26 protein-coding genes are annotated in these 26,681 nt (G+C 66.0%); 10 read left to right on the top strand and 16 right to left on the bottom strand.

Going from position 1 to position 26,681, the window contains the following annotated elements; translation table 11 throughout:
• Nucleotides 1-2: 2 nt before the first annotated feature.
• Genes B5D62_RS02515 through B5D62_RS02505 form a run of 3 tightly spaced genes read right to left on the bottom strand, consistent with a single transcriptional unit; the run spans nucleotide 3 to nucleotide 2,773 of the window.
• Nucleotides 3-782 carry an ABC transporter ATP-binding protein gene (locus B5D62_RS02515; protein ID WP_170920754.1) on the bottom strand — a complete coding sequence of 260 codons (780 nt, stop codon included), beginning with the start codon at nucleotides 780-782 and terminating at the stop codon, nucleotides 3-5.
• A complete protein-coding gene (locus tag B5D62_RS02510; RefSeq protein ID WP_085932239.1) occupies nucleotides 779-1,507 on the bottom strand; it encodes an ABC transporter ATP-binding protein in 729 nt (242 codons plus the stop codon). The genes B5D62_RS02515 and B5D62_RS02510 overlap by 4 nt, the downstream gene beginning before the upstream one ends.
• A gap of 21 nt (nucleotides 1,508-1,528) precedes the next feature.
• A complete protein-coding gene (locus B5D62_RS02505; protein WP_218190914.1) occupies nucleotides 1,529-2,773 on the bottom strand; it encodes an ABC transporter substrate-binding protein in 1,245 nt (414 codons plus the stop codon).
• 106 nt (nucleotides 2,774-2,879) lie between these two features.
• Between B5D62_RS02505 and B5D62_RS02500 the strand changes: the two genes are divergently transcribed.
• Nucleotides 2,880-3,602 (top strand): helix-turn-helix transcriptional regulator, encoded by a 723-nt coding sequence (locus B5D62_RS02500; RefSeq protein ID WP_085932238.1) that lies wholly within the window; start codon nucleotides 2,880-2,882, stop codon nucleotides 3,600-3,602.
• A gap of 40 nt (nucleotides 3,603-3,642) precedes the next feature.
• Here B5D62_RS02500 and B5D62_RS02495 read toward each other — a convergent pair whose 3' ends face one another.
• From B5D62_RS02495 to B5D62_RS02480, 4 genes are all read right to left on the bottom strand, one after another.
• The gene (locus tag B5D62_RS02495; RefSeq protein WP_085932237.1) at nucleotides 3,643-4,101 is read right to left on the bottom strand and encodes a hypothetical protein; all 459 of its coding nucleotides are present in this window, start codon (nucleotides 4,099-4,101) and stop codon (nucleotides 3,643-3,645) included.
• A 142-nt stretch (nucleotides 4,102-4,243) separates the two neighbouring features.
• Entirely contained in the window at nucleotides 4,244-5,941 is a 1,698-nt protein-coding gene (locus B5D62_RS02490; protein WP_085932236.1) for a long-chain-fatty-acid--CoA ligase, read from the bottom strand.
• 173 nt (nucleotides 5,942-6,114) lie between these two features.
• Nucleotides 6,115-6,537 (bottom strand): phasin family protein, encoded by a 423-nt coding sequence (locus tag B5D62_RS02485; protein WP_085932235.1) that lies wholly within the window; start codon nucleotides 6,535-6,537, stop codon nucleotides 6,115-6,117.
• Between the two features lie 16 nt (nucleotides 6,538-6,553).
• Complete coding sequence (locus B5D62_RS02480) at nucleotides 6,554-7,834, bottom strand: DUF445 domain-containing protein (RefSeq protein WP_085932234.1); 1,281 nt, start codon at nucleotides 7,832-7,834, stop codon at nucleotides 6,554-6,556.
• A 47-nt stretch (nucleotides 7,835-7,881) separates the two neighbouring features.
• Here B5D62_RS02480 and B5D62_RS02475 point away from each other — a divergent pair, with 47 nt between their 5' ends.
• On the top strand, nucleotides 7,882-8,772 hold the full coding sequence (locus tag B5D62_RS02475; RefSeq protein WP_085932233.1) for an NAD(P)-dependent oxidoreductase: 891 nt from the start codon (nucleotides 7,882-7,884) through the stop codon (nucleotides 8,770-8,772).
• Between the two features lie 3 nt (nucleotides 8,773-8,775).
• Here B5D62_RS02475 and B5D62_RS02470 read toward each other — a convergent pair whose 3' ends face one another.
• The 5 genes from B5D62_RS02470 to B5D62_RS02450 all read right to left on the bottom strand — a co-directional run bounded on the left by B5D62_RS02470 (nucleotide 8,776) and on the right by B5D62_RS02450 (nucleotide 12,163).
• Nucleotides 8,776-9,267 carry a hypothetical protein gene (locus B5D62_RS02470; protein ID WP_085932232.1) on the bottom strand — a complete coding sequence of 164 codons (492 nt, stop codon included), beginning with the start codon at nucleotides 9,265-9,267 and terminating at the stop codon, nucleotides 8,776-8,778.
• Nucleotides 9,268-9,281: 14 nt separating this feature from the next.
• Complete coding sequence (chrA, locus tag B5D62_RS02465; protein ID WP_139373791.1) at nucleotides 9,282-10,442, bottom strand: chromate efflux transporter; 1,161 nt, start codon at nucleotides 10,440-10,442, stop codon at nucleotides 9,282-9,284.
• 56 nt (nucleotides 10,443-10,498) lie between these two features.
• Nucleotides 10,499-10,807: a PadR family transcriptional regulator gene (locus B5D62_RS02460; protein WP_085932230.1), complete on the bottom strand. Its 309-nt coding sequence runs from the start codon at nucleotides 10,805-10,807 to the stop codon at nucleotides 10,499-10,501.
• A gap of 87 nt (nucleotides 10,808-10,894) precedes the next feature.
• Nucleotides 10,895-11,374, bottom strand: coding sequence for a hypothetical protein (locus tag B5D62_RS02455; RefSeq protein ID WP_085932229.1), 480 nt, complete (start codon nucleotides 11,372-11,374; stop codon nucleotides 10,895-10,897).
• A gap of 123 nt (nucleotides 11,375-11,497) precedes the next feature.
• Entirely contained in the window at nucleotides 11,498-12,163 is a 666-nt protein-coding gene (locus tag B5D62_RS02450; protein ID WP_085932228.1) for a glutathione S-transferase family protein, read from the bottom strand.
• A 191-nt stretch (nucleotides 12,164-12,354) separates the two neighbouring features.
• On the opposite strand from B5D62_RS02450, the gene B5D62_RS02445 reads away from it, so the two are divergent.
• Entirely contained in the window at nucleotides 12,355-13,488 is a 1,134-nt protein-coding gene (locus B5D62_RS02445) for a serine hydrolase domain-containing protein (protein WP_085932227.1), read from the top strand.
• 3 nt (nucleotides 13,489-13,491) lie between these two features.
• On the opposite strand, the gene B5D62_RS02440 is transcribed toward B5D62_RS02445, so the two are convergent.
• Genes B5D62_RS02440 through B5D62_RS02430 form a run of 3 tightly spaced genes read right to left on the bottom strand, consistent with a single transcriptional unit; the run spans nucleotide 13,492 to nucleotide 16,847 of the window.
• Entirely contained in the window at nucleotides 13,492-14,754 is a 1,263-nt protein-coding gene (locus B5D62_RS02440) for an NRAMP family divalent metal transporter (RefSeq protein ID WP_085932226.1), read from the bottom strand.
• Nucleotides 14,755-14,799: 45 nt separating this feature from the next.
• On the bottom strand, nucleotides 14,800-16,455 hold the full coding sequence (locus B5D62_RS02435; RefSeq protein ID WP_085932225.1) for an NAD+ synthase: 1,656 nt from the start codon (nucleotides 16,453-16,455) through the stop codon (nucleotides 14,800-14,802).
• Nucleotides 16,456-16,457: 2 nt separating this feature from the next.
• Complete coding sequence (locus tag B5D62_RS02430; RefSeq protein ID WP_170920753.1) at nucleotides 16,458-16,847, bottom strand: RidA family protein; 390 nt, start codon at nucleotides 16,845-16,847, stop codon at nucleotides 16,458-16,460.
• A gap of 46 nt (nucleotides 16,848-16,893) precedes the next feature.
• Between B5D62_RS02430 and trmFO the strand changes: the two genes are divergently transcribed.
• The 5 genes from trmFO to B5D62_RS02405 all read left to right on the top strand — a co-directional run bounded on the left by trmFO (nucleotide 16,894) and on the right by B5D62_RS02405 (nucleotide 22,971).
• Nucleotides 16,894-18,294, top strand: a complete 1,401-nt coding sequence (trmFO, locus tag B5D62_RS02425) for a methylenetetrahydrofolate--tRNA-(uracil(54)-C(5))-methyltransferase (FADH(2)-oxidizing) TrmFO (protein WP_085932224.1) — start codon at nucleotides 16,894-16,896, stop codon at nucleotides 18,292-18,294.
• Between the two features lie 54 nt (nucleotides 18,295-18,348).
• The gene (locus tag B5D62_RS02420; RefSeq protein WP_085932223.1) at nucleotides 18,349-19,188 is read left to right on the top strand and encodes a metal-dependent phosphohydrolase; all 840 of its coding nucleotides are present in this window, start codon (nucleotides 18,349-18,351) and stop codon (nucleotides 19,186-19,188) included.
• A 57-nt stretch (nucleotides 19,189-19,245) separates the two neighbouring features.
• A complete protein-coding gene (locus B5D62_RS02415; protein WP_085932222.1) occupies nucleotides 19,246-20,598 on the top strand; it encodes an MATE family efflux transporter in 1,353 nt (450 codons plus the stop codon).
• A gap of 21 nt (nucleotides 20,599-20,619) precedes the next feature.
• The gene (locus B5D62_RS02410) at nucleotides 20,620-21,762 is read left to right on the top strand and encodes a zinc-binding dehydrogenase (protein WP_085932221.1); all 1,143 of its coding nucleotides are present in this window, start codon (nucleotides 20,620-20,622) and stop codon (nucleotides 21,760-21,762) included.
• A 456-nt stretch (nucleotides 21,763-22,218) separates the two neighbouring features.
• Nucleotides 22,219-22,971: a phytanoyl-CoA dioxygenase family protein gene (locus B5D62_RS02405; RefSeq protein ID WP_085932220.1), complete on the top strand. Its 753-nt coding sequence runs from the start codon at nucleotides 22,219-22,221 to the stop codon at nucleotides 22,969-22,971.
• 173 nt (nucleotides 22,972-23,144) lie between these two features.
• On the opposite strand, the gene B5D62_RS02400 is transcribed toward B5D62_RS02405, so the two are convergent.
• On the bottom strand, nucleotides 23,145-24,386 hold the full coding sequence (locus B5D62_RS02400; protein ID WP_085932219.1) for a Zn-dependent hydrolase: 1,242 nt from the start codon (nucleotides 24,384-24,386) through the stop codon (nucleotides 23,145-23,147).
• Between the two features lie 78 nt (nucleotides 24,387-24,464).
• On the opposite strand from B5D62_RS02400, the gene B5D62_RS02395 reads away from it, so the two are divergent.
• Both B5D62_RS02395 and B5D62_RS02390 read left to right on the top strand, forming a co-directional pair.
• Nucleotides 24,465-26,036, top strand: coding sequence for a GMC family oxidoreductase (locus tag B5D62_RS02395; protein ID WP_085932218.1), 1,572 nt, complete (start codon nucleotides 24,465-24,467; stop codon nucleotides 26,034-26,036).
• A gap of 87 nt (nucleotides 26,037-26,123) precedes the next feature.
• Entirely contained in the window at nucleotides 26,124-26,678 is a 555-nt protein-coding gene (locus B5D62_RS02390) for a VOC family protein (RefSeq protein ID WP_085932217.1), read from the top strand.
• Nucleotides 26,679-26,681 lie beyond the last annotated feature (3 nt).

Genomic DNA, 26,681 nt, shown 5'->3' with positions numbered 1-26,681 from the left:
GCTCAATGTACCCCACCGAAGAGATCGGCCATCAGAGTCTCGTGGTCGGGGATCTCGGCCTTCGACAGGACGCGCGAGATCGAGCCGTGATCGAAGACGTGCAGCGTATCCACGAGGTCGCGCAGGAAACCGACATCCTGGTCGACCAGGATGATGGGAATGCCAGCCTGCCGGATGGCGTGGATCGCAGAGGCGAGTTCCAGCCTGAGCTTGGGCGAAAGGCCGAGCGTGGGTTCGTCGAGAATGAGAAGGCGTGGGGCGGCGAGCATGCCGCAGGCGATCGCCAGCATCTGACGCTCGCCTCCCGACAGGAACCGCGTCTTCGAGTGGCGCCGTTCCTTCAGTTGCGGAAAGAGCGAGAACGGCAGATCGGGATCGACCGCCCTGCCCCCGGCGCGCGCCGGCGCCGGCGCAATCGACAACGTCTCCGCGACCGTCAATTCGGGGAACAACGGCGACCCCTGGGCAACATGGATCAGGCCGGCCCGGGCCACCTTCTTCGGGTCCATGCGCCGGCGGACGAGCAGGTCGTAGTTGAGGTTGCGCGACTTGCGCGTGCGCCGTTCGCCCGGTGTGTTGAGCTGGATGCCATCGAAGACGATGCTCCCCGACCAGGGGTCGATGAGGCCGCTGATGGTGCGCAGGAGCGTCGTCTTGCCGTGACCGTTGGGGCCGAACAGGCCGGCGCATGCCCCGTCCTCCACCGCGAAGTCGACATCCTTGAAGATCTGGACCGGCTCGTACCCCCCGCTCAATCCCACCACCTCGAGCAGTACGGTCACCTCTCTCTCCCCAGATAGGCCTCGATCACCGCGGGATTGGCGATCACGTCGGCCGGCAGTCCGCTTGCGATCAGGGTGCCGTGGTCGAGCACCATCAGCCGATCGGATACGGCCGTCAGCAGGGGCAGGACGTGCTCGATCAGCAAGATCGTCATCCCTTCCCCGACCAGCTTCGCGATCAGATCGCGAATCCGCTCGATCTCCTGCGGCGTCAGGCTCGAGGCCGGCTCGTCCAGCAACAGCACGCGCGGCTGCAGCGCCAGCGCCGAGGCGATCATCACCAGCTTGCGCAGGAAAACCGGCAACTGTCCCGCGACCATGTTGTGAAGCGTCGCGGGGAACCCGGCGAGGTCCAGCGCCTGCTCGGCCGCCGCCAGGTTGGCCGCGAAGTTACCGCGCCGCGCACCTTCGGCCGCGAGCAGCACATTGTCGACGGCCGACAGGCTGGGAAATACGCTCTCGCGCTGGAAGGTGCGCGCGACGCCGAGCCGCGCGATCTCGTGCGCGCGCAAGCGCTGGATTGGCCGACCGTCGAGGAGGACCGCGCCGCGATCCGCCGCGAAGGGGACCTTGGTCAGGATGTTGAAGAGCGTGCTCTTCCCGCTGCCGTTCGGCCCGGCGATGCCGAGGACCTCGCCCTGGGCGACGGAGAAGTCGATATCGACGACCGCCTGCAGGCCGCCGAAAGACTTCGACAGTCCCCGCGCTTCAAGAACAGCAGCCAAACCCGGAACCCGAAACTGGCGTCACTTGATCCAGGGCGGCGTCTGGAACGAGCCGTTGGCGTACTTGGCCGGTCCGACCAGGACGCGCTTCCCGTCCACGATCTGCCAGAACGAGGTCGGCACATAGTCGAGGCCCGGCAGCGCCACGTGAGTCTTGGGATCGAACTTGATGACTCCCGCGACCGATTCGACGGTCGAGTCGCCCAGCGCCTTGCCGATCGCCTTGTGGTCCTTCGGATTGCCGACCTTCTTCAAGGCATTGAAGTACATGTTGGTCATCTCGTAGAGGCCGACGCCGTAAGCGCCGCTCTCGATTCCGTAGCGCTCCTTGTAGGCGGCGAGAAGCTTGGGGCCGCGCGGCCATTTCGGCGTGTCCAGCGGGCCGCCGATCAGATCGTACAGGACGCCGGTCGACTGGGCACCCGTGAGCTTGATGAATTCCGGCACGGACGGCGCATATTGCAGGAACACGACGCTGTTGGTCGGGGCTTCGAGGAACTGCTTGAGGAACAGCGCCGAATTGCCGGGCAGGTAGTCGGTGTTGATGACCAGATTGGGCTTGGTGCTGCGGACCTTGGCCAGCATGGCGCGCCAGTCGCCGACTTCGCCGAAGGGCACGATCTCGTCGACCACGATCTTCCAGCCGTCGGCAGCGAACACCTTCTTCATCCCTTCGGAGATGTTCTTGGAGTACGGATTGTCCGAGGAGATGATCGCCACTGTCTTGTCGGCGATGTTCATCTTGCCCTGGGCCGCGAACTCCTTCACGACCGGCAGAAGATCGGTCGCATAACCGACGAAATCAGCGGTGTAGGACCAGCAGCACCAGTAGTCGTCGGGCGCCTTGCTCACGATCGCGGCCACCGACGGGGACGGTCCGGCCGACAGATAGGGAAGGCCATATTCCTTGAACAGATCGATCTCGAACATCGACAGCGCGGCGTAGCCGGTCAAGACGACCTCGACACCGCTGGTCTGGGCCAGGCGCTCCACCGCGCTTGTGACATTGGCGGCTGAGCCGTCCTTCACATCGGCTGTCACCACCTCGAAGGTGTAGCCGGCGACGCCGCCGGCCGCGTTGGCCTCGTCGACCGCCCATTTGACGCCGTTGACGAATTCCTGCCCGTCCGAGGCGCTGGGGCCGGTGAGCGGTGCCAGCACGCCGATCTTGATCGTTGCCGCAGCGGCAATGCCGGGCGCAACCAGACCGAGGAACGAGGCCATGACAAGAAGGATGGCGGAATGCGCCCAGCGAACCGAAATCACGACAGCTCCCCCGGTGAAATGACGTTCGGCCGATCAGGCTAAATGAGTTCCCTGCCGGAAATAAGCTGGTAAAGTTTACAAAAGCCCAGCCTTGGCGTTTCGCCCCATGTCGTTTCCCGACCGGCTCTCCGATCCCAGTCGCGCCTCCACGTTCGAGGAATTGCGGGCGATGGCGAGTGTGTTCGTGCAGCGCTTGTCCTGCGATTATTTCGCGTTCCTGCTGCTGCGCCCGCCGACCGGCAGCGTGTTGCCGGGCGACGTCTTGCTCTCGGACTATCCGGAGGAATGGCAGGAGCGTTATCGCTCTCGCCATTACAAATACTACGATCCGGTGGTGACGATTTCACACAATCCCGACACGCCGTTCTTCTACTGGGGCCACCGCGGATTCCTCGACCCGCACGGGAAAGCCGCACGGCTGGTGTTCCATGAAGCGGCGGAGTTCCAGATCCTCGAAGGCTGCGGCGTCCCGACCGCCGGGCCGGCTGGCGATGGAGGCCTATTTTCCATGTCCGTCTCGCAGCGCGGCCATATCGACGAGCTTCTCGAAGACAAGAAGGAACTGATCCAGCTCTTCGCCGCCGAGTTCCATCGAGCGGCGGTCAAATTCACCTGCGGCGGACACCCGAGTGACATGCCGCAATTGACGCCGCGGCAACGCGAGGTGCTGTCATGGACAGCCGAGGGCCTCAGCAGTGAGGCGGCGGCCGATCGCATCGGCATCAGCACCTCTGCTGTAAATTATCATCTCGGCCTCGCCGCCCGCAGGCTGGGCGCGGCAAACAAAATCCAGGCGGTCGCGCTCGCGATCCGCCGCGGGCTGATCTGACGGCTGACGTCGTGCCTGCCCCTCGCTGACCGAGCGCCGCCTATTGCGGCGGCATCGGCCCTTCGCCGGGGGTCGGCAGAAGCTCACGCGGAACCGGCGGCAACGCCTGACCGCCCGGAACGATCGTCGCCGATCCGGGCCCTGCCCCGACGCCGGACCCGGCGCCCACGCTCGGAGCCATGACATTGCCCGAGGCGGCCGCGCCGATGCTGCTGATGTAGTAGCCGGCGACCGGATTGGAGTTCTCGTTGGCCATCTTCTGCTGGACGTCGACCTGCTGGATGCGCTTGCCGTTCTTGTCGACGCGGTAGCCCTGGGCATCGAGATGCACGTCGGCATCGTCGACGATCACACCCTCCGGCGTCTTCCGGTAGGCCGGCGGCACCTTCTGCAGCGCATAGAGCGGCGTGGGCAGCGAATTGTTGTGCGTGTTGTTGTTCGCGCATCCGGCGATTGCCACGCCCGCCGCTGCCAGGACCATCAAACGCACCGACACCATTTTGCACTCCCCCAAACGACCGCGACGGCGATCCCAGCCCCGGTCGCCGCCATCATAGCGGAAATTGGGCTGCCAACTGAAGGCCCTGAAACGGCCGCCTCGTCCCCTGCAATGTCCGGGCCTGGCCCCTGTAAATGCCGGTTTATCCCGCTTTTTTGCCGGTCACTTCGTCCCGCAGTTCGCGGCGCAGGATTTTGCCGATGTTGCTCTTGGGCAATTCCTTGCGGAATTCGATGAATTTCGGCCGCTTGTACGCCGTGAACTCATGCGCACAGAAGGCCTCGAGTTCCTGCTTGGTGAGATCGGGATTGCCCTTCACCACGAACAGCATGACGGCCTCGCCAGAGCGGGCGTCCGGCACCCCCACGACGGCGCATTCATGGACGCCGGGATAGCCCGACACGACCCCCTCGATCTCGTTCGGGTAGACCTTGAAGCCCGAGACCACGATCATGTCCTTCTTGCGATCGACGATCCTGATGAAGCCGCGCTCGTCCATCTCGCCAATATCGCCGGACTTGAAGAAGCCCTCGGCGGTCATGACCTTGGCGGTCTCGTCGGCACGCTGCCAGTAGCCCTGCATCACCTGCGGCCCGCGGATGGCGATCTCGCCCGGCTGACCGAGGGGCACTTCACGCTCCTGCTCGTCCAGGATCTTGATCTCGACATTCGGCATGGGCAGGCCGATCGAACCGGTATAGGCCTCGGAATCGGTCGGGTTGCAGGTGACGCCCGCCGATGTCTCGCTGAGTCCATACCCTTCGACGATCGGGCAGCCGGTGACGGCGAGCCATTTCTTCGCCACCGCCTCCTGCACCGCCATGCCACCGCCGTTGGAGATGGCGAGGCCGGAGAAATCGAGTCGGGCAAAGTCGGCGCGATTGGCGAGGGCGTTGAACAGCGTATTCACGCCCGGGAAGATATTGATGCGATGCTTCGACAGCGTCTTCACCACGCCCTTCATGTCGCGCGGATCGGGGATGAGGATATTGAGCGCGCCGGTTCGCATGCCCAGCAGGCCGCAGGTGATGAAGGCGAACACGTGATAGAGCGGCAGAGCGCAGACGATGGTGAACTGACCGGGGAGATTCTTCCGTTTCAATCCCGGCTGCATCCACGCTTCGGACGCCAGCAGGTTTGCTACGATGGTCCGATGCAGCAGCGTCGCGCCCTTGGCGACACCGGTCGTGCCGCCGGTGTATTGCAGCACCGCGACATCCTCGGGACCAAGTTGCGGCCGCGCAAAGGGCATCGCCTTGCCAGCGGCGATCACTCGGCTGAACGTGGCGTGTCCCGGCAGCGTGTAAGGGGGAACCAGCTTCCTGATCGAGCGCACGGCGAAGTTGACGATCGCGCCCTTCATCAGCCCCAGCAGATCGCCCATCGAGGCGACGATCACATGCTTCACCGCCGTCTGCCCGTCGGCCAACGCCGCCTGGAGCGTGACGGCGAAGTTCTCGAGCACGATGACGGCTTCGGCGCCGGAGTCCTTGAGCTGATGCTCGAGTTCGCGCGCGCTGTAGAGCGGATTGACGTTCACGGCGATGAAGCCGGCCCGCAGCACGGCCGTCACCGAGACCGGATACTGCAGCACGTTCGGCATCATGATGGCGACGCGAGCACCGCGCTTCAGGCCGCAGTTCTGCAGCCACGCGGCCAAGGCCTGGGACAGGACATCCACTTCACCGAAGGTGAGAGCCGTACCCATGCAGACATAGGCCTTGGCATCGCGATACTTCGCGAAGCTCTCTTCGATCAATGTCACGAGGCTGGGATAGAGAGACGGATCGATATCCGCCGGCACGCCGGGCGGATAGTATTTTAGCCAGAACCGATCCATTCCTTCTCCCTGACGACCGCCACGTCGTGGCGGCCTCCGTCCTTATCTTCCCCTTCACGGCATCCGTGAAGGAAGTATCGCCGTCATAGGGCGACGATGGGGTCATAGGCTAGCGAATCGTGGTCGCTCGGCCCCTCCGCCCTCGTAAGACGAGGGCACCTCCTCTGTCGATACTACTTCTTCTCCAGGCTGCGGCGAATCTCGTCGTAGGATTCATGCATCCGATCCTGAATGATCTTGAAGGCCTCGGCGCTCGACTTCTGGACGAGCTCGGCGATATCGCGCGTGTTCCTGATCGCCGCTTCCGCCGCCTTCTTGGCGAATTCCGACTGCTTGGCGAAGATCTCCTGCGGCGAACCGGTCGGCTGATAGTGCTGCACCATCTCGCCGGCATCCTTCATGGCCGCCTCGAAGATCTCGCGCTGCTTGTTGGCCATCGCGGTGGCGCCACTCGCGACCGCTTCCCACGAGCGGCTGATGGCGTCGATGTTCTTCTGCTGATGCTCCATGATCTTGTTCATGTCGAACGACGGGATCTGAAGCTGTTCACCGAGTTTGCGGAACATGTCCATGAAGCTCTGAGATGGATCGGCCATGGCGGTCTCCTGACGGTTACAGCCGAATGTTCACTCCCTGCTCCAGCGCGTGCAAGGCCAAACCGGCCAGGCCGCCGATCATGGCGCCGTTGAAGCGGATATATTGCAGATCTCGACCGACGGTCAGTTCGACCCGACCGATCAGCACGTCGATATCCCAGGCCTTGACCTGATCGGCGATGAAGCGCCCGACGCCGCTCTTCTGGGCCTGCACGAAATCGCCCAGCACCCGAACGATGCCGCGATTGATCTCCGCCCGGATCGCCGGATTCTGGCCGAGCTGGCGCGCGATATCGACCAGCATACGCTCGAAGGCGCGACGCATTTGCGAATCCGGCGCCGCCGCGTCCCGTTCCAGGAACGCTCTCAGACTGTCCCAGGCGCCATCCGCCAGCGCGGCGACCTCGGGCCGGGCCAGCAGGTCGCGCTTGAAGGTTTCGGCACGCTCCGCGAAGTCGGCCGAGGTGCGGAGCTGCTCCACGAATCCGCGCATGAAGGTGTCGAACTCCCGCCGCAGCGGATGCTCGGCATCGGTGCGCGCTTCCTCGACGAAGGCCGTGGTCGAGGCGACGATCTTGCGCAGGAGGTACGCATCCGCGCGGTAGAAGTTGAACAGGGCCGGAAGCTCCTTGCGGATCTTCTCCCGCAATGCCTCCAGCGTCTCCTCGTTGGTCAGAAGCGTATCCAGAGACCCCAGAAGCTCTTCCAGCAGGCGCTGATGCCGCCCTTTCTCGATCACGGTACCGAGAAGGCCGGCCGCCAATGGCGCCACTTCGAGCCGCTCCATTTCGGTCCGCACCCGCTCGCCGAAGAACCTCCGCAGGCCCGATTGATCGATCGCCGCCAACACCTGGGGCAGACGGCGCACGGCGAACGAAGCCAGGGACGCACCGTGCTCCGGGACGTTGAGCCAGTCGGCGATCTGGGCGGCGAAATCCACCTCGCCCAGCTTCTTCTCGACCGCTTCGCGCGCCAGGAAGTTCTGCTCGATGAAGGTTCCCAGATTCTCGCCGATGCGATGATGATTGCGCGGAATGATGGCGGTGTGCGGAATTGGCAGGCCGAGCGGGCGACGGAACAGCGCGACGACCGCATACCAGTCGGCGAAGCCGCCGACCGTTGCGGCAGACGCGAAGGCCGCGACATAGCCCCAGATCCAGTGCTGGGTCTCGAAATGCCGCGCGACCAGGAACAGGGCCGCGGTCGCCACCAGCAGGAGGGTCGCCGCCCACTTGACGCGGGAGAGATCGCGCGCGCGATCAAGATCGCTGGGCGGCTGGGAGGGGGAGCGGTTCATGGCCACTTCTATATAGTGTCCCGAACGCAACCCGTCGGGAGGAAAAGGTGAAAGTCGGATTCATTGGCGTCGGCAACATGGGCGGGCCCATGTGCCGCAATATCGTCAAGCGCAGCAACCATCAGGTGACGGTGTTCGATCTCAATGCCGCGGCGGTGAAGAGCTGCACCGATATCGGTGCGGCCGCGGCCAAGTCGGTGGCCGAGCTGACCAAGGGCGCCGACGTGGTGATGACATCGCTGCCGATGCCCAAGGACGTCGAGGCGGTGGCCTTGGGCGATAACGGCGTCCTCGCCAACATCAAGCCCGGACAGACCTATATCGATCTCAGCACCAACGCGCCGTCGATGGTGAAGAAGATCGGCGCCGCCATGGCCGCCAAAGGCATCGCCATGCTGGATGCGCCGGTCAGCGGCGGCACCGTCGGTGCCGAGGCGGCGACGATCGCCATCATGGTCGGCGGCGACAAGAAGGTGTTCGACGATGCGCTGCCGGTGCTGAAGTCGTTCAGCGCCAACGTGATCCATATGGGCGCGCTCGGCAGCGGAACGGTCGCCAAGCTCATCAACAACATGATGGCCTTCTGCAATGCCGCTGCCGCCGCCGAAGGCCTGATGCTGGGGGTGAGCGCCGGACTCGATCCCGAGAAGCTGGTACAGGTGATCGCCAACTCGAGCGGCAATTCGGCGATCTTCAAGCCCTTCTCCGAGCGGGCCCTCAAGGGCGAATTCACGCCGCCCTCCTTCGCCCTCAATCTCGCCCACAAGGATCTGCACCTGGCGCTCGAACTCGCCGACGAGCTCGACGTGCCGCTGGCCCTCGGGTCGGCAACGCACAATCTGCAGCGCATGGCCCGTCGCATGAAGCTGGGCGGGGCCGATAGCTCGGCCATCCTCCGCGTCTACGAGACGGTGCTGGGCCAGACGGTGAAGCCGTAGCGGTTACTCCGTCTGCGGCGCGAAGTTCTGGTTCGGGAATGTCGAGGCCTTCGGGATCTGGATCACGACCATCTTGTGGTCCGTCGCGACATGGCAGGCATTGCAGCCCTCCGTGAGCCGGGCGTAGGCGGCATCATAGCCTGCGCCGTCCTTGGCCTTGATGGCGGCATCGAGCGATGCCATCGGCTCCTTGAGAACCTGGAGGAGATCGGACATCGCGGTGCCGCGGTAGCGCGGCACCATCCTCTCGATCAGTTCCAGCGTTTCCTCGAACTCACGTCGTTCATAGGCGAGATAAGGCCAGTTGCGGGCCTGGCCGGCGAGACCGAGCTTGGCGTGGCGCGGCTGCATGAACGCCGTCATCAGGTCGCCCAGCCCGAGACGCAGCCGCGGCGCGGCGTCGACTGCGGCTGGCGTTTGTGCCTTGACCGCTACGGCCAATCCCACCACGGCCACCGAGACAAGCACGGCCTGCACGACGACGGCTTTGATCATGGCGATGCTCCTGTTCAAAGGTGAGCGAGTGCCGCGCCTCCCAGCGCGCAGAAGATGACGACGAGCCACGGCGGCAACTTCCAGACCGCGAGCAGCACCAGCGCCGCCGCCGCGAGGATGAAGTCGCCGGCATTGGCGATGGCGCTCTTCCACACAGGATCGTAGAGCGCCGCCAGCAACAGGCCGACTACAGCCGCATTGACGCCACGCAAGGCCGATTGCGCGCCCGGCCGACCGCGCAGCCGATCCCAGAACGGCAGCGCCCCGAACACGAGCAGGAACGAGGGCAGGAAGATCGCCACCAGACAGAGCGCCGCGCCGATCCAGCCGTTGGGCGGCCTGTCGAGGACAAAGCCGAGATAGGCCGAGAAGGTGAAGAGCGGGCCAGGCACGGCCTGCGCGGCGCCGTAGCCTGCGAGAAACAGGTTGTCGCTCACCCAGCCCGGCGGCACGACCATGGCGCGCAGCAACGGCAGCACGACATGGCCACCACCGAACACCAGCGAGCCCGCCCGATAGAAGGCCGAGGCCACGGCAAGATCGTGTCGTGGCCAGCGCTCGACCACGATCGGCAAGCCGACCAACAGCAGGAAGAAGACCGCGAGACACAGGACGCCGACGGTGCGGCCATGGCCCAATGGCGCGGGCGCGGGGCTGGCGGTGACAGGCTGACCACGCGACAGGAAAATGCCGACCCCGGCACCGAGAACGATGGCGCCGATCTGGCCAGCCGCGCCGGGTACGGCGAAGACCAAGGCAGCACTCGCGATCGCCAGACTGGCCCGCGGCCTGTCGTTGGCCATGGTGCCGGCCATGCCCCAGACGGCAAGCGCGACCACGGCGACGGCCGCAACCTTGAGTCCGTGCAGCCATCCCGACCCCAAGGCCCCGCCCAGGTTCTCCACGCCGCTCGCGAACAGCGCCAAGGCGAGCGCCGACGGCAGGGTGAATCCGACCCAGGCGGCGAAAGCGCCGGGCACGCCGGCGCGATAGAGACCGATGCCGATGCCGACCTGGCTGCTCGCCGGCCCGGGCAGGAACTGGCACAGCGCCACCAGATCGGCATAGGCCCGCTCATCGAGCCAGCGGCGCTTCTCGACGATATCCTGACGGAAATAGCCGAGATGGGCGACCGGCCCGCCAAAGGAGGTGAGGCCAAGCCGCAGAAACGCCATCAGCACCTCGAACCAGGTGCCCTCTCCCCTCTTGGCAGTCGCCTCCGTCACCGCCGTCACCTCTTCCCCCCGACCAGTTCACCAAACAGTTCCCGCGCCTTGTCGCGCGCCACGGCCAGGGCCCGCCGGCCTCGCGGCGTCGCCCGATAGATGCGACGGAAATTGCGGCCGCCCGGCTTGCGCACCGAACGCAGATAGCCCTGGCGCTCCAGGGCATGCAGCATCGGGTAGATGGTCCCGGGACTGAGGCGATAGCCGTGCCGCCCGAGTTCCTCGATCATCCACTGGCCGTAAAGATCCCCTTCCGCTGCGTGATGGAGGATGTGCAGGCGCACGAACCCCAGGAGCAGATCGCGATGGTCCATCAATAATCGTTACTCGATATCGAATTTCGATATCTTACGACATGCAACGCCCGGATCAAGGTCGCCGGGACGGCGCGACGGTGACGGTTACTGGGTTCGGGGCGCGAAGTTCTGGTCCGGGAACATGGCCGCACTCGGCGACTGGATGACGATCACTGCATGATCGGTGCTCTGGTGGCAGGCATTGCAGCCGTCGGTGAGATGCGAATAGGCAGCATCGAACTGCGCCGCATCCTTCGCCTTGATCGCCGCCGCCAGTTCTTCCATCGGCGGCCTGACCATCTGCAGCCAATCGGTCATGGCGACGTCGTGATAGCGCGGGACGCGCGTCTCCACCGTCTTGAACGCCGCGTTGAGTTCCGACCATTCGTAGGCGGCATACTGCCAATTGTGGGCCTGCCCGCCGAGCCCGAGCTTGGTGTGGCGCGGCTGGATGAGGTTGGTCATCAGATCGCCGAGTCGCGCCCGTGGAAGGGCTTCCGCTTGCGGGTGGGCCGCCGCCACGGCGATCAATCCGATGCTGAGAGCGGCCGCGAGTGTGAGGGCCGGTACGATGACTCTGGACATGTCACGCCTCCTGGATCCGGACACGGCCCTCTTCGGCCTTCCCTGCCCTTCGATTTTTACTTTAGAACCGATCTAGGGAGCGCGGGTGTGACAATCAAAGCCCGCTCGATCACTCTCCAGTGATCACTGCGCGAGCGTCGCCAGGAAGGGCGGCAAGGGACGTCCCTGGCCGAGGAGATAGCGGCCCATCGCGCCCGCGACCCTGGCAACGGCGGGCCGCGCGCTCATGCGATCGCGCCAGGCCATCAGGCGCGGATGCGCTTCCGTCATCGGCGCCGTCAGCCGCGCGCCGAAGAGCTGCGCCATGTAGAAGGCGATATCGGCATAGGAGAAGTCTCCCGCCAGGTAAGGCTGATCGCCGAGTATGCGTTCCATCTCGTCGTAGTAGGCGGTGGCGGCACGACGGGCCTCGACAGCGGCCGGCTCCTCCGGCGTCGCCTGGAGCCCCATCAGCCTGATGATATGCGGAAAGTAGACCTCGTCGGACTTGAGCTCGAGAAGCCGAGCCCGCGCTTTCTGCTTCGGCTCCGCGGGCCATAGGGCGGGCGCCGGCCGGATCGTCTCGAGATACTCGAAGATCTGGGTCGAATCGAAGATCGCGAGATCGCCATCGACCAGCACCGGGACCTGGCGCTTCGGGTTGACGCGCAGCACTTCCGGATGCTTGGGCTGATACAGTGTCGTCATCTCGAACGGCACCATGACGACCTCGACGGGAATCCCCTTCTCGTGCGCGGCGATTTCGGCCTTGGCGCCGAACATGCTGAGCGGACCGGAATAGAGTTTCATGTCAGCGACGCTAACACGGCTTTGCCGCCGCCGATCCGGCTCCAGGCGGATTATTGGTGGCAGGATTCGTCATCTACTCTCGCTCTGGCTTGCCGGGATGCTGCGGAGGCGTTGAGTCCCCGCATCGATTCGGCCATCCTTGACCGCGTGACGCAGCCGGTGGCTATCGGCCAGACCAGGATCACGATCCGATGACACGCCTCCTTCCGCTCAGTCTTGTCCTTGTGGCGATCGCCCTCCCCGTTTCGGCCCAAGAGCAGACCTGCGGCGCCCCCACCGCGACCAACGACGGCTGGACCATCTCCGCTCCGGCCAACGTCGGCCTCGACGCTGAGAAGTTGTGCGGCCTCGACAAGTTCCTGGGACAGTGGCAGCAGCCCGACATCCACGCCGTCGTCGTGGCGCGCCACGGCAAGCTCGTCCTGGACCGCTATTTCACCGGTTTCGATCAGACCTGGGGCATTCCCGCCGGTCAGGTGACCTACACCGCCGACATGAAGCACGACCTGCGCTCGATCTCCAAGAGCACCGTGTCGTTGCTGGTCGGAATCGCAAAGGCGGAAGGCAAGTTCCCCGATCTCGATTCACCCGTGATCGACCAGTTCCCGGACTATGCGGAACTGAGGACGCCGACTCTCGCCAAGGTCACGTTTCGACATCTGCTCACCATGTCGTCCGGCTTCACCTGGGACGAGACGCCGCCTTACAGCGATCCGGCCAACAGCGAGCGCCGCATGATCGAAGCGTCCGATCCGGTGCGCTACGTGCTGCAGCAGCCGTTCAGCACCGCGCCAGGCCAGACCTACAATTACGATGGCGGCAATACCGCGCTGCTGGGCGCCACCGTCGCCCGGAAGACCGGCAAGCGGCTCGACGACTATGCCGCGGAAAAGCTGTTCGCTCCTCTCGGCATCGCTGATTTCGAGTGGAAGGCAATGCCGGGCAGCGGCCAATTGGCCTTCGCTTCCGGGCTGCGGCTGCGGGCACGCGATACCGCCAAGCTCGGCCAGCTCCTCCTCGCCGACGGGACGTGGCAAGGCAAGCGAGTGCTGCCTGCGGGCTGGGTCAAGGAGTCGACTACGCCGCGCATCAATGGCGAGGGCCTTTATTTCTACGGCTATCAATGGTGGCTCGGCCGGACCTTCTTCAAGGGCCGCGACCTGCAATGGATCGCCGGCGTCGGTTACGGAGGCCAGCGCCTGTTTGTCGCTCCCGACCTTGATCTCGTCGTCATGGTGAATGCCGGCCTCTATGCGAGCCGCCTCCAGGGCGCCATTCCGCTGGCGATCTTCAAGGACCTCGTCCTAATGGCGGTGAAGGACTGACCGCTACATCGTCACGAACATCGCGACGGCGGCCACCGCCATCATCGCCGTGGCCAGCCAGCCGAACAGACGCTGCATGTGCGTGGCGACGAAGCGGCCCATCTGCCGTTTGTCGGAGGCGACGATCATCATCGCCACCAGGATCGGCACGGTGATGACCCCGTTCACGACCGCGCTCCAGACCAATGCCTTGATGGGATCGAGCGGCGAGATGTCGACGCCAACACCCAGCACGATCGAAACGGCGATCGTGGCGTAGAACCCTTTGGCCTCGCCCAGCTTGTGCTCCAGTCCGATACGCCAGTTCCTCGCCTCACCCAGCGCATAGGCGGTGGAGCCCGCGAGCACGGGCACGGCCAGCAAGCCGGTGCCGATGATGCCCAGGCTGAACAGCAGGAACGCCGCGTCGCCGGCGATCGGCCGCAACGCGATGGCCGCCTGTTCCGACGTCTGGATATCGGTCTGGCCGTGCGCATGCAGGGTCACGGCCGTGGTCAGGATGATGAAGAAGGCGACGATGTTGGAGGCCGCCATGCCGAGCCAGGTTTCCCAGCCGATGCGATTGAGCTCACGGCTCGCCTGCTCCGGACGGTCGATCAAGGGAGCAGCCTCGGGATCGGCCTCCTCTTCCTCCACTTCCTGCGAGCTCTGCCAGAAGAAGAGATAGGGGCTGATGGTGGTGCCGAACACGGCGACGATCAGCATGAAGGAATCGCCCGTGAGATCGAAGGTCGGCAGGACGGCGCCGAGGGCGACCGCGCCCCAGTCGATATGCACGGTGAAGACCACGCCGACATAGGCGAACAGCGAGAAGGTCAGCCACTTCAGCACATCGACATAGCGATGATACGGCACGTAGACGACCGACAGCAGCGTGATCAGCGCGATCGCCAGCGTATAGAGATGCTGGTTGCCGCCCAGCACCAGCTTGGCCGCGGCCCCCATGGCCGACAGGTCAGCGCCGATATTGATCGTATTGGCGATGAACAACAGCCCGACCAGCGCCGTGACGACCGGCCGCGGAAAGACCGCCAGCATGTTGGCGGCGAGACCATGGCCCGTCACGCGGCCGATGCGGGCACTGACCGACTGGACCGCGACCATCATCGGCCAGGTGAGCACGACGGTCCAAAGCAGCCCGACGCCCTGCTGCGCGCCGGCCTGGGAATAGGTGGCGATGCCGCTGGGATCGTCGTCGGCGGCGCCCGTGATCACGCCCGGACCGAGGCGCTTGGTGAGCTTGTTCAGGGATACGGACACGGCCATCGAGAACGCTCTCCTCGCCTCGCAGGTTGCGCGACCGCCGAGCGGTCAGCCGCGGAAGCCGTTGACGATCGGATAGCGTCGTTCGCGGCTGATGAGGCGGGAGGTGATTTTCACGCCGGGCGGCGCCTGGCGCCGCTTGTATTCGGCGGTTTCGAGCAGCCGCCAGACCCGGTTGACCGTGTCGCGGTCGTAGCCCTCGGCCACCAGTTCGTCGGCCCCAAGATCGCGCTCGATCAGGCCGCGGAGGATCGCGTCGAGCACCGGGTAGGGAGGCAGCGAATCGGAATCCTTCTGGTCGGGCCTGAGCTCGGCCGACGGTGGCTTGGTCAGGATGCGCTCGGGAATGACCCTGCCGTCGCGCCCCAGCGCTCCTTCGGGGCGATGCCGGTTGCGCCAGGAGCACAGCTCGAACACGGTCGTCTTGTAGACGTCCTTCAGCACGTTGTAGCCGCCGCACATGTCGCCATAGAGCGTGGCATATCCCACCGCCATCTCGGACTTGTTGCCCGTCGTCACCACCATGCCGCCCAGCTTGTTCGACACGGCCATGAGCGTGACGCCACGGGCGCGACTCTGGATGTTCTCCTCGGTCACGTCTTCCCGGGCATTGCCGAACAGCGGCAGCAGCATCTTGCGGAACGCCTCCATCGCCGGCTCGATGCCGACGATGTCGTAACGCACGCCGATCGCCTCGGCGCAGGCCTTGGCATCCTCCAGCGACTCGGCGCTGGTATAAGGCGACGGCATCATCAGCGTGTGCACGCGTTCCGGTCCCAACGCGTCGGACGCAACGGCTGCGGTGAGCGCGGAATCGACGCCGCCCGACAGGCCGATGACCACCGACGGAAAGCCGGTCTTGTTCACATAGTCGCGCAGACCCAGCATCATCGCCTGGTAGATCGACTCATGTTCGTCGAGTTCCGGGGCGATCGGCCCGGGCTGGCACTCCCAGCCCTCGGCGCCGCGGCGGAATTCGATCGTCGTCACCTGTTCGCGGAAGGTTGGCAGCTTGCATTTGAGCTGCCGGTCGGCGCCGATCGCGAAGGACGCACCGTCATAGATCACCTCGTCCTGGCCACCGACCTGGTTCAGATAGACCAGCGGCAGGCCGCTCTCGATCACACGTTTGATGCCGAGCTGCACCCGCAGGTCGGTCTTGCCCACTTCGTAGGGCGAGCCGTTCGGCACCAGGAGTATCTCGCCGCCGGTCTCGGTGATGCACTCGACGACGTCCGGGGTCCACATGTCCTCGCAGATCGGCACGCCGATGCGCACGCCGCGGAACACCAGCGGTCCCGGCATCGGTCCGGGCGAGAAGACACGCTTGTCGTCGAACACGCCGTAGTTGGGCAGGTCGACCTTGAATCGCTTGCCGATGATCTCGCCTTTGTCGAGGGCGATGATGGCATTGTAGAGCTTGCCGTCCTCGTGCCATGGCGTCGTGACGAACACGGCCGGTCCGCCGTCGAGCGTGTCGACGCGCAAGGCCTCGACCGCCTCCATGCATTGCTTCTGGAACGCCGGCTTCAGCACCAGGTCCTCGGGAAAGTAGCCAGCCAGGACTAGCTCCGAGTAGAGGACCAGATCGGCGCCCTGCTTGGCCGCCTCCGCGCGCGCAGCGCGGACCTTGGCGAGATTGCCGGCGATGTCGCCGACCTTCGGGTTGAGCTGGGCCAGCGCAACCCTGAGCCGATCCACCATGATCAGGCCTTGGCAGCCACGACTTCGACCTCGATCAGCATGGCGGGATCGGCAAGGCCGGCCACGACGAGGAGGGTCGAAGCCGGATAGGGCGCCTCGGTGATGAACTGGTCGCGCACGTCGCGATAGGGGACGACGAAGCGGCTGTCGGTGAGGAAGATCGTCGCCTTGACGATATCCTTGTAGGTCATTCCGGCGCTGGCCAGCACCTGACCGATATTCTTCCAGACCTGCGCCGCCTGCGTCTCGAAGGTCGGCTGCAGCTTGCCCTCGGCATCGACGCCGACCTGGCCGGAAACATACAGCAGGCGCGCACCGTCGGGAACTTCCGCGCCAAGGCTGTACTTGCCCGCGAAGGATACGCTCTTCGGATTGTGGAACTTGATGGCCATGGCCCGGTCTCCCATGTAAGGAGGCGCAAGTTTCAGGTTGGAAGGCATGACGTCAAGCGCCCAAATCGGGAGCACCACCAGCGTGCACATCATCGGCGGCGGATTGGCCGGCAGCGAAGCGGCGTGGCAGCTCGCCTGTGCCGGCGTGCCCGTCGTGATGCACGAAATGCGACCGGTACGCGGAACCGAGGCGCACCAGACCGAGCAGCTGGCCGAGCTCGTCTGCTCCAACTCCTTCCGGTCCGACGATGCGCTGAACAATGCCGTCGGCCTCCTGCACGAGGAGATGCGCCGGGCGGACTCCCTCATCATGCGTGCGGCCGATGCCCACAAGCTGCCGGCTGGCGGCGCGCTGGCCGTCGATCGCCACGGCTTCTCGGCCGCGGTGCAGGAGACGTTGCTTTCCCATCCGCTGGTCGAGCTGCGGCGTGAGGAAGTCGCCGGCCTGCCACCCGAGGACTGGGACAGTGTCATCGTCGCCACCGGCCCCCTCACCTCGCCGGCGCTGGCGGAGGCGGTGGCGAAGATCACCGGAGAGAGCGCACTGGCCTTCTTCGATGCCATCGCGCCGATCGTCCATCACGACAGCATCGACCAGTCGATCGCCTGGAAGCAGTCGCGCTACGACAAGGTCGGCCCTGGCAGCGACCAGGCCGGCGACGGCGCGGACTATTTCAACTGCCCGCTCGACAAGGAACAGTACGAAGCCTTCGTCGCCGCGCTGCTGGCGGGCGAGAAGACCGAGTTCAAGGAGTGGGAGCACAACACCCCCTACTTCCAGGGTTGCCAGCCGATCGAGGTGATCGCCGCCAGCGGCCCGCAGAGCCTGCGCTTCGGCCCCATGAAGCCGGTCGGCCTGCGCGATCCGCGCACGGGCAGGCGGCCCTGGGCGGTGGTGCAACTGCGCCAGGACAATGCGCTCGGCACGCTGTGGAACATCGTCGGCTTCCAGACCAAGCTGAAGCATGGCGAGCAGGTACGCATCTTCCGCACTATCCCCGGACTCGCTCACGCCGAGTTCGCACGGCTGGGCGGCCTGCATCGCAATACCTTCCTCAACAGCCCGCGCCTGCTCGATCCGACGTTGCGCCTGAAGGCGATGCCGCGGCTGCGCTTCGCCGGCCAGATCACCGGGTGCGAAGGCTATGTCGAGAGCGCCGCTGTCGGCCTGCTGGCCGGCCGCTTCGCCGCCGCCGAGCGCCAGGGCCGTGTCCAGGCACCACCGCCGCCCACCACCGCGATGGGCGCCCTGCTGGGCCATATCACCGGCGGCGCCGACGCCAGCACCTTCCAACCCATGAACGTGAACTTCGGCCTTTTCCCGCCGCTCTCTCCTTCTGAAGAGGGCGGCAATGCGCGCGGCAAGGAGCGCAAGCAGGCGCTGGCACGGCGTGCACTCAACGACTTCGACCAATGGATCGGCCCGACGCGCCAAGCCGCGGCGTGAGCCGCCGCGACACGCTGTAGCAATTCCGTCATCCGGCGCCGTTACCGTCGGGCGATGATCACCATCCCCGAACTGGCGGCGGATGCGCTGGGCGAGTTTCTCGGCGCCTACATGAGGCGACGCTTCGGCTCCTCGCCGCTCGTCGAGACGGTGCCGTCGATCGCCCGCATCGCGCTGGAATGCATTGGCAACAGCGACGCGCTCTATCACGACGTCGCGCATACGATGATGGTGACCCTCGCCGGCCACGACATCATGCGCGGTCGCGCCCTCCACACCCACATGTCGGCCGAAGATTATGCCCATGTCATCATCGCCTGCCTGACGCACGACATCGGCTATGTACGCGGCCTGTTCATGGCGGACGATCGGGACGGCTACGTGATCAATTCGTCGGGCGACCGGACGAGCCTGCCGCGCGGCGCATCCGATGCGTCGATGCTGCCCTGGCATGTGGATCGCTCCAAGATGTACGTCATGGACCGCATCGCTGGCATCGAACGGCTCGATCCCGAGCGCATCGCCCACGCGGTCGAGGGCACGCGGTTTCCCGCCAGCATCCCGGCCCCGGACGAGCAGATGGACGAGGAGCCGGCCCTGTTGCGGGCCGCCGATCTGATCGGCCAGCTCGGCGATCCGCACTACATCCGCAAGGCCAATGCGCTCTATGTCGAGTTCGAGGAGTCCGGCCTGAACCGGCAGTTCGGCTACAATTCCCCGGCCGATCTGGTGAACCTCTATCCGCAATTCTATTGGAACTGCGTGGCGCCGCACATACAGACGGCCATTCGCTATCTGAACGTGACGTCGAGCGGCCGCCAGTGGATCGCCAACCTCGACAGCAACGTGTTCCGGGCGGAACGGGAGATTTCGCTTTCGGGCCCGCAAAAGTAGCGTCCGCATGAGATAAGCTTGCGCGGTCCGTGCGGGCCGCATGGTACCTAATCTGGCATGACTCCCGCCGAACGCCGACGGCACATGATGCTGCACGGGCCCATCGTGCCCACCATCCTCTCCCTGTCCGCGCCCAACGTGTTGAATGTGGCCATGCAAAGCCTGGTCTCCATCGGCGACGGCTTCTTCGTCGGCCAGCTTGGCACCGTCGAGCTCGCCGCCCTTGCCCTCGTCTTTCCGTCGCAGATGGCCCTCGGCCAGATGTCGGCCGGCGCCATGGGCGGCGGCATCTCCTCGTCGGTCGCGCGCGCCATGGGGTCGGGCAATCGCGCGGCAGCCGAGGCGGCAGCGGCACATGGCCTCGCCATCGCCCTCGGCATGGCGTGCCTGTTCGCCATCGTGTTCGTCGGCTTTGGCCGATCGATCTATGGCGCGCTGGGCGGCAGCGGTCACGCGCTCGAGGGGGCGACCGCCTTTGCCAATGTGCTCTTCCTCGGCTGTTTCGCGCACTGGATCGCCAATTCGCTGGCCTCTGTGCTGCGCGGCACCGGCGACATGAAGACACCGGGCTACGCGCTGGTCGCCACGGCGGCCCTGCAGATCCCCCTCACCGGTGCCTTGACGCTGGGATGGTTCGGCCTGCCGGCGCTGGGCATCCGCGGTCCGGCTGCCAGCGCGGTGATCTCCTTCACGCTGGCCGCCCTCTGGATGGCGTGGCGACTGACGAGCGGGCACGCCGCCATCCGGCTTCACTGGCCGACCGATGGTTTCCGGCGCGCCCGCTTCGATGACATTCTCAAGGTTGGGTTGATCGCCTGCCTGGTGGTGATCCTCACCAACGGCACCGTGCTGCTCGTGACCGGCCTGATCGGCCGCGAGGGCGATGCCGCGATCGCAGGCTACGGCATCGGCAGCCGGCTCGAATACATGCTGGTGCCGATCAGCTTCGGTATCGGCGCGGCGCTCACCGCGCTGGTCGGGACCAATATCGGCGCTCGGCAATATGCCAGGGCGCATCGACTGGCCTGGAGCGGCGCCTTGATGGCCGGGGCTGTCGCCGCGACGATCGGCGTCGTGGTCGCGATCTGGCCGGATCTGTGGCTCGGCCTCTTCACGCGCGATGCCGGCGCGCTGGCCTCTGGTCGCACCTATCTCAGCATCGTCGGCCCGGCCTACGGTTTCTTCGGCTTGGCGATGGCGCTCTACTTCGCCTCGCAGGGCACTGGCGAGATGATCTGGCCGGTCGTTGCCAATCTCAGCCGGATCGTCATCGCGGTGTGTGGCAGCCTTTTCGCACTCGACGTAATGGGCTGGGGCACGCGCGGGCTTTTCACATTCGTGGCGCTGGGGATTGTCTCCTTTTCGGCTATTCTGGCTTTTTCGACCACACGCCCCGCCTGGCGGGGCTGAACGCATTGCAGGAGATCTTCGATGAGCGACATCCACCCGACCACCGGCCTCGAGCTGCGGTCCCTGATCAAGAAGAGCGGTGAGCTCGAACTGTCGCTGGCGAAGGTGACGATCCCCGAACCCGCCGACGATGAGGTCGTGGTCAAGGTCGAGGCGACCCCCATCAACCCGTCGGACCTTGGACTGCTGCTCGGGCCCGCCGATGTCACGACCGCCAGTGCGTCCGGCAGCGGCGATGGCATCGTCGTGACGGCGAAAGTTCCGGCGCAGTCGCTGCCCTTCCTGGCGGCGCGGCTCGACCAGTCGCTGCCGGTCGGCAACGAGGGCGCCGGCACCGTGGTCAAGGCTGGCACCTCGGAAGCGGCGCAGGCCCTCAAGGGCAAGACCGTGTCGATGATTGGCGGCGCCATGTACGCGCAGTACCGCCTGATCAAGGCGCGCGACTGCCAGGCCCTGCCGGCCGGAACGACCGCAGCCGAGGGCGCCTCGTGGTTCGTCAATCCGCTGACCGCGCTCGGCATGACCGAAACGATGAAGCGCGAAGACCACAAGGCGCTCGTCCACACCGCCGCCGCCTCCAATCTCGGCCAGATGCTGAACAAGATCTGCCTCGAGGACGGGATCGGCCTGGTCAACATCGTGCGCAGCCCGGCACAGGCGAAGATCCTCAAGGAGATCGGCGCCAGACACGTCGTCGATTCGACCGCGCCGACCTTCATGGACGATCTTGTCCAGGCGCTGGTCGAGACTGGCGCGACCATCGCCTTCGACGCGATCGGCGGCGGCAGGCTCGCGGGCCAGATCCTGACGGCCATGGAGATCGCCATCAACAAGACGGCGAAGGAATACAGCCGCTACGGCTCGAGCGTGCACAAGCAGGTCTATCTCTACGGCAGCCTCAACACCGCGCCGACCGAGATCGTGCGCAACTTCGGCATGGCGTGGAGCATGGGCGGCTGGCTGCTGACGCCCTTCCTGCAGAAGATCGGCCGCGCCGACCAGATCCGCCTGCGCGAGCGCGTCGTCAATTCGCTCAAGACGACCTTCGCCAGCCATTACACCAAGACCATCTCGCTGCAGGAGGCGCTGCAGCTCCCGACCATCGCCTCCTACGCCAAGCGCGCGACCGGCGAGAAGTTCCTGATCAACCCGCACAAGGGCTGACCCACAACGTGGAGCGAGAGGCGACATCATCGTCGCCTCTCCTTCTAGAGCCACCGTTGCACGGCGGCCGATTCCGGCCTCCAACGTCTTGTCCCCGCGCCGCGCCCTTCCAGCCCGCCCTTCGCCCCAAGGAGGCGCGCAGCGCCGCCCCGAAGGATGAGCGACAAGCACGATGCCCATTCCACCCTTCGGGACGCATCGCTTCGCGGTGCTCCTCAGGGCGGGGGGTGATGGTGGAAGCGCAGAGGCAATGGGATCGTTGTCTCTCCTTCTACACCTGCCTATCCATCACCACGGATTCCGGCCTCCAACGGCCTCCTCCTGGACCGCGGGCTTCCAGCCCGCTCTCGGTCTTTGCCGGCATCGGCATGAAGAGCGGGCCGGAGGCCCGCGGTCCGGCATGGCCAGCCGCGAGCGACCGTGGACAGTGAGCCGTCGTGGGCAGAGACTCCACGCATGATCTTCACTGACCGGCACTGGGGCGAGCTCTTCCAGGATGGCTACACGGTCGTACGTAGCGCCGTCGATGCGCCGCATCTCGTTGCCGCGCAGGATGCGGCTAGCCACTTGAACGCCGTCCATCCCGACGGCGGCTGGGAGCGCAGCAAGAACGAACTGTGGCGCGAGATCCGCGACAGCGATCATCCCGCCTTCGTCGCGCTCGCAAACGATGTGCTCGATCCGCTGGCGCTCGAGATCCTCGACTCGGTCACCTCGCCGGACCGCCTGCAGCTTGCCTCGACCCTGCCTGGTTTCAGCACCGCAGGCATCGTCGGCCGACACTTCCATATCGATGGCGGCCGCGCGCCCTCGCTCGCCGTCTTCAACGTGCTGCTCGGCGTCGCGCTGACGGCGATCGAGTCCGATAGCGCGGGCGGCTTCCATGTCCTGCCGGGCTCGCACCATCGCTTCGCCGAATTGTTCGGCGACCAGCCCACCGATACGGCAATCGACTGGGGCGAGGTCAAACGCAGCGGCCAGAAGCTGTTCCTCAGCGGCGCGATGGTGGTGCCGCGGCTGATGCCGGGCGATGTCATCGTCGCGCACTGCTTCCTCGCGCACGGCACCTCGGCCAACACGACATCGGCCCGCCGCGACATGATCTTCCAGCGCCGTGCCGCCCGTCCCCTTGCCGATCCTGCGACCCAGCTCCAGGCCCGCGAGACCTTCATGCGCGATCCGTGGGCCTTCTTCCGGCGGCGGCGGTAGCACCTCTGTTCGAGGCCGTCCCGGCGTCTGCCGTCTGTGTCTGTGTCATGCCGAGTCGCGCGGAGTAACCTCCGCGCTTCGACGAGGGATCCCTCGCTTGCTCGGGATGACACCTTGTATGGATCAAGCGCTCCCTGTCGGCGTATGGATGAAGCGCTCTCTCGAAAGATCGCCTACCGGTTGGCCCGCGCGACGGCGGCGTTCAGCAGCAGGTTGGCGCCGGGCACCGAGCGGGTGAGTTCGATCGCCTCGTTGACGTTGTGGCTGATGCCGTCGTGGCAGGGCGTGAAGATCATCGCCGTCGGCGTCAGCGTCGCCATCGCATAGGCGTCATGACCGGCCTGGCTGCGCATCTCGCGATACGGCATGCCGAGCTCCGCCGCCGTGTCCTTCAGGAGCGCGATGCACTCGGGTGCGAACAGGTCGGTGCCCCAGCTCCAGCCCTCGGCCACCTCGATCTCGACATTGGCCTTCTTCGCCGAGGCGGCGATGGCGGCATCGACTTCCTGGCGCATGACGTCGAAGCGCTTGGGATCGATATGGCGGAAGTCGATGGTGAGCTTGACCGTCTCGGCATAGGTGCCGGGCAGGTTGGGAAAGCTCTCGATGCGCGTCGTCGTGGTGCGCGCCTCCTCGGCCGCGAAGGCGAGGCCGATGTCGTTGACGGCGGCAATGACATAGCCCGCGCCGACCAGCGCGTTGCGCCGCATCGCCATCGGCGTGCCGCCGGCATGGCCGGTATCACCGTGGAGGGTGAGACGCAGCGCCTGGGTCTTGTAGCCGCCGATCACGATACCGACGTCGCAGCCTTCCTTGTCGAGCACCGGCGCCTGCTCGATATGCAGTTCGAGATAGCAGTCGAACGCCCGCTCGCCGACCGGCAGCGCCCCGGCATAACCGATTTCGTCCAGCGCCCGCTCGACGGTGATGCCGTCGTCGTCCTTGGTGGCGAGCACGCTGCCGACCGTGAGCGCCTTGGCGAAGGCCATCGAGCCCATCATCGGCGGGCTGAAGCGCGCCCCTTCCTCATTGGTCCAGCAGATCACTTCGATGCCGCGCCTGGTCGCGATGCCGCGGTCGTTCAGCGTGCGCACGACTTCCAGCCCGCACATCACGCCGAGGATGCCGTCATAGCGGCCGCCGCAGATCTGGGTGTCGAGATGGCTGCCGATGGCGACCGGCGGCAGCGACGGATCGGTACCGGGACGACGGGCGAAAATGTTGCCCAGCCGGTCGATGTCGACGGTACAGCCCGCCGCCTGGGCCCAGTCGACGAACTGGTCGCGCATGATCTTGTCCTCGGTCGAGAGCGCCAGCCGGCGCAGCCCGACATCGCGGAAGCGCCCGATCTCGGCCGAGCGTTCGAGGCTGTCCCACAGGCGTTGCGGATTGACTTCCAGGGCATTGGTGACCACGCGCGGTACTCCTGTCGCTTGCTGCATCGTCCGAAACGATGCTTCTCTAACCAAGAAGCGTGCCACCAAGGACGGGTCATGGACAACGAGTACGATTACATCATCATCGGCGGCGGTTCCGCGGGAGCGGTACTGGCCGCGCGATTGAGCGAGGATCCGGCCCTCCGCGTGCTGCTGCTGGAGGCCGGGCGCGACTTCCGCACCGCCGACACGCCCGAGCATATCCGCATCCCCAATCCGCTGCGCGCCATCGGCGACGATAACTACCGCTATCCCAGGCTGCTGGCCCGCCGCACCGAGCGGCAGGAGCCCAAGCTGCTGTGGCGTGGCCGCGCCATCGGCGGCAGCTCGACCATCAACGGCCAGATCGCCATCCGCGGCATCCCGGAGGATTTCGCCGACTGGGTCGCCGACGGCGCCGCCGGCTGGGACTGGGACGCCGTGCTGCCCTACTTCCGCAAGCTCGAGGCCGACGTGAACTTTGGCGACGCCCCCTGGCACGGCAGCGACGGCCCGATCCCGGTCTATCGCGCCCCGATCGAGGCCTGGGGCCATGCCGACCGCGCCGTGCGCGAGGCCGCGCTCGGCCTCGGCTACGGCTGGTGCCCCGACCACAACGCGCCGACCGGCAGCGGCGCATCGCCCTATGCCATCAACAGCCGCGCCGGGCTGCGCATCTCGACCAACGACGGCTACCTGGAGCCAGCCCGCGGCCGCGCCAACCTCACCGTGGTCGGCCATGCCATCGTCGACACGCTGACCTTCGAAGGCAACCGCGCCCATGCCAACGGCGTCGCGGTGCGCGTCGCCGGCGGCGCCCCGCAGAACGTGCGGGCGCGGCGCGAGGTGCTGCTGTGCGCCGGCGCCATCCATTCGCCGGCGGTGCTGCAGCGGTCCGGCATCGGCCCGCGCGCCGTGCTGGAGACGCTCGGCATCCCGGTGATGGCGGACCGGCCGGTCGGCGAGCACCTGCTCGACCATCCCATCCTCAGCCTGCTGCTCGACCTGCGCGAGGGCGCACAGGTCAGCACGCTGATGCACCGCCACACCAACTGCTGCGTGCGCTATTCCTCTCATCTCGCCGGCGCCGGGGTGAACGACATGATCATGATCGCCGGCAACCTGCGCCCCGCCGAGGATGGCGGCACGGCGCGGGCGCGGCTGGCGGTCTCGGTGTTTCAGGCCTTCAGCGAGGGCACGGTGCGCATCACCACCCGCGATCCCGCCATCGACCCGCAGGTCGAGGAGCGCATGCTGTCGAGCGAGAGCGACCTCGTGCGCATGCGCGACGGCGTCCAGCGCCTGCGCGACATCGCGCTCCATCCGGCGGTGCAGGCGATCGCTAGCCGTGTCGAATACGGCAGCAGCGGCCGCTCGATCGAAGAGCCGTTCAGCCGCGCCGAGCTGGACGACTGGATGTTCGCCGAATGCTCCGATGCCCAGCATGCCAGCGGCACCTGCCGCATGGGCGCCGCCACCGATCCGCGCGCGGTGGTCGATCCGGATTGCCGCGTGATCGGCTGCACCGGCCTGCGCGTGATCGACGCCTCAATCATGCCGACGGTGGTGCGGGCCAACACGCATCTCACCACGGTGATGATCGCCGAGAAGATGGCCGACGAACTGAAGCGCGGCCCCGCCGGCCGCTGAGGACGGGACTGTTCGGCGGGACTGTCCGATGCCGGCCGTTCCGCTATCATCGGCCGGCACAACGAGAACGAACAGGAGGACACGGACGTGACGACGACGCCAGCCCGCACCGACGCCCTGCCGCTTCGGCTCCATCACAACGCCTATGTCTGCACCAACCAGGAACGCACGCGGCACTTCTACGAGGACATCATCGGCCTGCCGCTGCTCGCGACCTGGATCGAGGAAGGCGAGTTCCCGGATTTTCCCGGCCGCAAGCTCTGCTACAGCCACACCTTCTATGGCATCGCCGATGGCGGCGCGCTGGCCTTCTTCGAGTTCGCCGATCCCGAGGTCGCAGCCGCCTACAAGGCCAAGCGCCAGCCGCTGTTCGTCCATATCGCGCTCGCCGTCACCGAGGCCGGTCAGTACGAGATCCAGCGCCGCCTCGACGCCGCCGGCCTCGCTGTCACCGTGCGCGACCACGGCTATTGTCGCTCGATCTATGTCGAGGACCCGGACGGGCTGCTGGTCGAGTTCACCGCCGACGCCCCCGATGTCGACGCGATCAACGCCCACCAGCTCGCGACCGCGCACGACTCGCTGAAGCGCTGGTCGGCCGGCGACCGCAGGGTCAACAACGACATCCGCCCACATCGCTGACGC

The organism is Enhydrobacter aerosaccus (assembly GCF_900167455.1).
Taxonomy (GTDB): Bacteria; Pseudomonadota; Alphaproteobacteria; order Reyranellales; family Reyranellaceae; genus Reyranella; species Reyranella aerosaccus.
The sequence above is the reverse complement of the archived record's forward strand: the minus strand, read 5'-3'. Positions and strand labels throughout refer to the sequence as shown.